At 67.3% G+C, this 6,413-nt stretch carries 5 protein-coding genes and 1 tRNA gene; 3 read left to right on the top strand and 3 right to left on the bottom strand.

Annotation, left to right across the window (positions count from 1 at the left end; translation table 11 throughout):
* Positions 1-320: 320 nt before the first annotated feature.
* On the top strand, positions 321-1,541 hold the full coding sequence (locus tag H7U32_RS07910) for a putative ABC transporter permease (protein WP_204469535.1): 1,221 nt from the start codon (positions 321-323) through the stop codon (positions 1,539-1,541).
* Between the two features lie 60 nt (positions 1,542-1,601).
* Here the strand turns inward: H7U32_RS07910 and H7U32_RS07905 are convergent, their stop codons facing one another.
* Positions 1,602-2,795 (bottom strand): pyridoxal phosphate-dependent aminotransferase, encoded by a 1,194-nt coding sequence (locus tag H7U32_RS07905; protein ID WP_204469531.1) that lies wholly within the window; start codon positions 2,793-2,795, stop codon positions 1,602-1,604.
* A gap of 238 nt (positions 2,796-3,033) precedes the next feature.
* Between H7U32_RS07905 and H7U32_RS07900 the strand changes: the two genes are divergently transcribed.
* A complete protein-coding gene (locus H7U32_RS07900; protein WP_204469530.1) occupies positions 3,034-3,321 on the top strand; it encodes an Lrp/AsnC family transcriptional regulator in 288 nt (95 codons plus the stop codon).
* Positions 3,322-3,430: 109 nt separating this feature from the next.
* Positions 3,431-4,216 (top strand): class I SAM-dependent methyltransferase, encoded by a 786-nt coding sequence (locus tag H7U32_RS07895; RefSeq protein WP_239457619.1) that lies wholly within the window; start codon positions 3,431-3,433, stop codon positions 4,214-4,216.
* A gap of 759 nt (positions 4,217-4,975) precedes the next feature.
* On the opposite strand, the gene H7U32_RS07890 is transcribed toward H7U32_RS07895, so the two are convergent.
* Positions 4,976-5,051 (bottom strand) — tRNA-Lys (locus H7U32_RS07890).
* Between the two features lie 193 nt (positions 5,052-5,244).
* Positions 5,245-6,279: a glycosyltransferase family 2 protein gene (locus H7U32_RS07885; RefSeq protein ID WP_204469529.1), complete on the bottom strand. Its 1,035-nt coding sequence runs from the start codon at positions 6,277-6,279 to the stop codon at positions 5,245-5,247.
* Positions 6,280-6,413 lie beyond the last annotated feature (134 nt).

Below are 6,413 nucleotides of genomic sequence, written 5' to 3'. Positions count from 1 at the left end.
CCAGGATGACGCCCTTCCGCTTCTTCGACGCCCTCACATACTCGTCCCTGAACCTGAGGGTGACCTGCCGCTTCGTCGCCATGGTGGTCCCGTCTTCCATACGACCAGCCGAACAGACCGACCCGGTTTCGCGCTCACCCCCGATGAGGCACCACTACACAATTCACGCTCAAAAAACGCGAAGCACGTCGCCCCGGGGAGGGCGGCGGCGTGTCTGCTAGCATGGAGGCATGAGCGAGACGAAGCAGCGGGACCCGCGGCCCGCGGGCGGAAGCGGCGCCGCGGCTGCTTCCGGAACCGGCGAGGCGGTCGTGCGTGGCATGGTCATCGAACCCAGCGGCTGGCTCGCCGGCGACGACAACCGCGACGGCCGCGTCGACATCGACGACCGGCGGCTGCCGCTGATTGTGCGCGTCTACGGCGTGATCGTGCTGGCGGACGGCCTGCTCACGCTGCCACGGCTCGTCCTCTCCGCGCTGCAATCGGTGCGCGAGTTCCTGGCCGGGCGCGCCCAGGTGGACGTGCTCAACCTCACGTTCATCCTCACCTGCATGGACACGGTGGTGCTGGTCGTCAACTCGGCGCTGCTCATCATCTTCGGCATCCTGCTGCTGCGTAACCGGCGCCGCCATGCCGCCCGCTGGGCCTACGTGCTCCTGCCGCTGACCGGTCTGGAGGCGATGCTCTCGCTGGCGCTGCTGGGCCTGGGGCCCAACCTCATCGTGCCGGCCGTGCAGATCGCCATCCTCGTCACGCTGTCCGTGGCCGCCGACCCGGCGCTGATCGAGGAACGCCGCCTCAAATACGCCCTGAGGCGCATGGACGAGCGCGACAGCTACTGGGATGCGGTGCGCTCCGGCATGCTCGGCCGTGACGCCACCGGCAAAGGCTACATCTCCCTCGACTTCTTCAATGTGTTCTGGCTGTTCGTCATCGGCTGCGTGTTCGGCCTCGCCGTCGAAACCGTCTACCACCTTGTCGTGTACGGCGAGTACCAGGACCGCGCCGGCCTGCTGTTCGGGCCGTTCTCGCCGATCTACGGCTTCGGCGCGGTGATCCTCACCGCCTGCCTCAACCGCCTGTGGCGTGCGAACCCGGTGTTCATCTTCCTCGCCTCCGCGGTGATCGGCGGCGCGTTCGAATACGCGGTGAGCTGGTTCATGGAGGCGGCCTTCGGCATCAAGGCGTGGGACTACACCGGCCGCTGGCTGTCCATCGGCGGGCGCACCTCCGGCCTGTACATGGCGTTCTGGGGTGTGCTCGGCGTGCTGTGGATCAAGGTGATCTTGCAGTGGATCCTGTGGCTGATCAACAAGATCCCGTGGAAGGTGCGCTACTCGCTCACCGCCGTCTGCCTGGTGCTGATGGTGGCCGACTGCCTGTTCACGCTGATGGCGTTCGACTGCTGGTACATGCGCATGGCCGGCACGGCCCCCGACTCCCCGGTGACGGCCTGGTTCGCCCGGCACTTCGGCAACGAGTTCATGGCTCACCGCTTCCAGACGATGCAGCTCGATCCCTCGACGGCCGGCCGTCTCTGATCGCGGCCGGCTGGCGGTCGGCGGTCGGCGGTCGGCGGTCGACGGTCTGTCGGGGGCGGGCTATCGGCGGCCGTATTCCTCGGCGACGAAGCGTTCCAGCGCGGGGATGGCGCGCTCCACCTTCTCGGTGTCGATGCAGTAGGCCATGCGGAAGTACCCGGGCACGCCGAAGCTCTCCGACGGCACCAGGATGAGGTCGTACTCCTTGGCCTTGAGGCAGAATGCGGTGGCGTCCGCCTCCAGCGCCTTCGGGAAGATGTAGAACGTGCCGCCGGGGCGCACCACCTCGAAGCCGAGGCGGACGAGCGCGTCGTACAGCAGGTTCATGTTCGTCTCGTACACCGACAGGTCGCTGGTCTGGTCGATGACCCTCGCGACGCCCAGCTGGATGGAGCTCGGCGGGCAGTTGTGGCCGGTGCCGCGCGAGATCTGGCCCATCATCGGCACGAGGATGCCGGCGTCGTGCGCGCGCGGGTTCACGGCCACGTAGCCGATGCGCTCGCCCGGCAGGCTCAGCGACTTCGACCACGAGTAGCAGGACAGCGTGTTGCCGTAGTAGGCGCTCGGGTACGGCTGGGTGCCGCCGTCGAACACGATCTCGCGGTACGGCTCGTCGCTGATGAGGAAGATGTCGTGGCCGAACTCGCGCTGCTTGGCCTCGAGCACCTCGGCCAGGCGGCGCAGCGTCGCCTCGGAGTACACGGCGCCCGACGGGTTGTTCGGGGTGTTGATGAGCACGGCCGTCACCTTCGGGTTGAGCGCGCGCTCGAAGGCGTCGAAGTCGATCTGCCAGGCCGTGGTGTCGGCCGGGACGACGGTGAGCTTGAGGCCGGCGCCGGCTGTGTACGGGCCGTACTCCGGGAAATAGGGGGCGAAGGTGACGATTTCGTCGCCCGGTTCCGTCACCGCGCGGAAGGCGTGCGCGAGGGCGCCGGCCGCACCGGTGGTCGGGAAGATATGGTCGGCGGTGTAATCCATGCCGAAGCGCCGGTTGAGGTTGGCGGCGACGGCCTCCTTGAACTCGGGGATGCCCAGCGAGGGGGAGTAGCCGTGGATGGCGATGGGGTCGCCGTGCGCGTACAGGTCCTCCATCGTGGCGGTGAAGGCCTGCGGCGCGGGCACGGAGGGATTGCCGAGGGAGAAGTCGAAGACGTTCTCGTAGCCGATCTGCTTGCCGCGGGCGGTGGCGTACTCGCTGAGCTCGCGGATGACGGACTTGCCGCCCAGCATGGCCTTGTACTCCTCGTTGATCATGGCTGTCCCTCCTTGATCCGGTATTGGCTTCAATTCCTAGCACCGCCCCTCGTCGGGCCGGCGGGGCGGTGGCGGTGTCTGGTTGGGCTACCCGTGGGGAGCGGGATTGGACGCATAGGGGAACGGGCGACCCGGGTGCGCGGATGGCGGCCATATAATGGGCGGCAATCGACGGCGTGGCTGGATGCGGAGACGCATCGTGCAGGGCATGCGCCGGCATCCGACGAAGGAGGCTCCCATGGCACAGACAACCAACGCGATCGTGCTCATCAACGTCGCAGCGGGCAAGGTGAACGAGGCGGCGCAGGCACTCACCGAGATCCACGGCGTGCGCGAAGTGTATTCGGTGGCCGGCGACGTGGACCTGGTGGTCGTGGTCGCGGCGAAGGACCATGACGAGCTCACCGACATCATCCCCGGCGGCATCGCCAAGGTGGACGGCGTCACCCGCACCCGCACGCTGATGGCGTTCCAGGCGTATTCCGGCAAGGAGATGAGCGCGGCCTACGACCTCGGCCTCGACTGACTCCCGGCGGATCCGCCGCGGCGGCGACGGCGGTGCTGCGGGCGCTGCGGGGCTTGCGGACGGCGGCGCTGCAGGCCACAGGCACTCCCGCCGTGTATCGTCGGAGCCCATGACCACGACGACGACGCATGACGGGAGCGGCATGGACTATCAGGACATCAATGCGCAGACCATCACGCGCTGGATCGAGGATGGCTGGGAATGGGGCCGGCCCATCGACCATGGCACCTACATGCGGGCGCAGGCCGGCGACTGGTCGGTGCTGCTGACGCCGACGCGGCCGGTGCCGCACGACTGGTTCCCCGATGACCTGGCGGGGCTGCGCGTGCTTGGCCTGGCCTCGGGAGGAGGCCAGCAGATGCCGGTGTTCGCGGCGCTCGGCGCCCGCTGCACCGTGCTCGACTACACGCCCGCCCAGCTCGATGCCGAGCGCAGGGTCGCCGAACGCGAGGGCTATGGCATCGACATCGTGCGTGCCGACATGTCCCGGCCGCTGCCCTTCGCCGACGCCTCGTTCGACCTGGTGTTCCACCCGGTGTCGAACTGCTACGTCCGCGAGGTGGAGCCGCTGTGGCGCGAATGCGCGCGCGTGCTGCGGCCCGGCGGCCGGCTTCTGGCCGGACTGGACAACGGCTTCAACTATGTGGTCGACGATGCGGAGGAACGCGTCGTCAACCACCTGCCCTTCGACCCGCTGAGCGACGCCGGGCAGCGGGCGCAGCTGGAGGAGTCGGACAGCGGCATCCAGTTCTCGCACACACTGGACGAGCAGATCGGCGGGCAGCTACGGGCCGGGCTGCGCCTGCTTGACCTGTACGAGGACACGAACGGTTCCGGCCGTCTCCACGAGCTGCGCATCCCCACCTTCTGGGCCACGCTGGCCTGCAGGGACTGAGCCGCGTTTGGCGCGGAGCATCAGGGGCGGAGCATTCTGTGCTTTCTCGTGCTGTTCCCTGCGGCAACGATGGCTGTGGTCTGAATGACGACGAGGCAGGGGGCTGGGCGACCGTGGCTGGGCTGGGTTTGCGACCGGGCTGGATTTGTGAGTGGGCTGGATTAGGGACCGGGGCAGGGGGCTGGGCCGGGCAGCTGTGCATGGGGTGACGTTTCGGAGCGGGACTGTGCATGCGATGGCCATGAGGAGGCCTCGAACCGGGTCCCCGTGGCCATGCCATGCACAGCTGTGCTTACGGGGACGCTCCCCATGGCCAGCGAATGCACAGCTGTGCATGCCGGGACAGGGCAGAATCGGCATCGGATGCACAGCTGTGCATGCGGTGACTTCGCCCATGGCCATCGGATGCACAGCTGTGCATGGACGGACTTGTTCCGGAGGTCACGCCAGGTACAGCTGTACACCCAGGGACACCTTCGAATGGCACGCCATGCACAGCTGTGCATTGATGGACGAAGAGAACCTGATGACGTCGTATCTGTTCCCATGATTGGCATGGATGTGGTGTATGAGCGTCCTCGACGCCGCATCCGCTCCCATGAAGAGTCTTGAGGACGGACACCGCCGCCGCGGCTTGCCTGCCATCGCCGGCGCGCTGCCCGCTGCCGCGACTTGTGCAGTGAATGTGCCCTGTAAATGCCCTTTGGTGGCCTTTTAACTCGAACGGCGGAACTCCAAACCGTTGGAATTCCGCCGTTGTGGTGCCCCCCGTGGGATTCGAACCCACAACCCACGACTTAAAAGGACGCTGCTCTAACCGTTGAGCTAGAGGGGCAACAATCGACCATCATATCTGGAGCATGGACGATACGTCAAACCTGAGTCAAACCTGAGTCCAGCCGCCTGAACCCGAGCGCCGCCTGAACCCGCGCGCCGCCTGAACCCGCGCGTCGCCCGAACCCGTGAGCCGGCCGAGCCCGCGCGCCGCCCGAACCCGTGAACCTGCGCGCCGGCCGCCACCCGCCTCGTCAGTTGAATCCGACCACCTTGTTGGCGATCCGGTACCCGACGCGGATGATCGCCCGCCCCACCGGTCCGCGCAGGTTGAGCGCGCGGGAGGCGATCCGCTTGCGCACATCGGCGTAGATGCCGGGCGAGTACTCGCCGATCGCCTGCCACATCGCGGTTTTGCGCTGGTAGTTCTCCGGCTCGCGCGAAAGGATCAGGAACACGCTGGCCACCGCGCTTTCGATCGCCAGGAAGTGGATCATGTAGCGATACAGCCCCTCGGGCACCGTGCCACGCTCGGGCGTCGCCTCCACCATGCGCCGGTTGACCAGGAGCAGCTGGTCCACGCGCCGGATCATCACCTCGGTCTGCACGCTCTGCCCGTCGCGCCCGATGAAGTAGTGGTAGAACGGCGTGTCCACGTAGGTGAGCGTCTTGACCCACGGGAACGGCTGGTACGCGTAGATGAAGTCCACGTAGAACGTGTGCTCAGGCAGCCGCATCCCCGACTCGCGCACCACCTCGGTGCGGAAGATGAGCGCGTGCATGAGGATGTACTCGGCCACGCCGAAGCGCCCCAGGTCGTTCCAGGTGAGCAGCGCGCCCGGCTTCATCGCGCGGCGGAAGTTCACCACATGCTTGTTGCGCTTGCCCACTTTGTCGTACACGTAGTTGGTCACCACCATGTCCATCGGCGAGACCATCGCGGCCTGCGCGCGCAGCACCGCGAGCACCTCCTCCAGCGACTCCGCGCCCACCCAGTCGTCCGCGTCCACGACCTTGACGTACAGCCCCCGCGCCTCGGCGATGCCGGTGTTCACCGCCCCGCCGTGGCCCTTGTTCTCCTGGTGGACGGCCCGCACCACGCCGGGCATGCGGCGCTCGTACTCCTGCGCCACCTCGAGCGTGCGGTCAGAGGATCCGTCGTCCACGACGAGCACCTCGATGTCGGAGACGTCGGCCGCGGCGGTGAGCGAATGCACGCAGCGGTCGAGATAGGTCTCCATGTTGTATGCGGGCACCACGAAGGTGAGCGTCTTTGCCGGGGTCTGCATACGGGCTTCCTCTGGGTCTCGTGGTCGGGTCGGTGGCGCCGCGCGGCGTCACCATGGCACCGTTCGACGGTTCCATACCGTAGCACCGATTCGCCGCCGGCTGAACCCCGGGCGCGCGGCCTGCGTCCCTGAAC

Origin of the sequence: Bifidobacterium pullorum subsp. saeculare (genome assembly GCF_016899725.1) — a bacterium.
Classification (GTDB): domain Bacteria; phylum Actinomycetota; class Actinomycetes; order Actinomycetales; family Bifidobacteriaceae; genus Bifidobacterium; species Bifidobacterium pullorum_C.
This window is presented reverse-complemented; position numbering and strand designations above follow the sequence as displayed.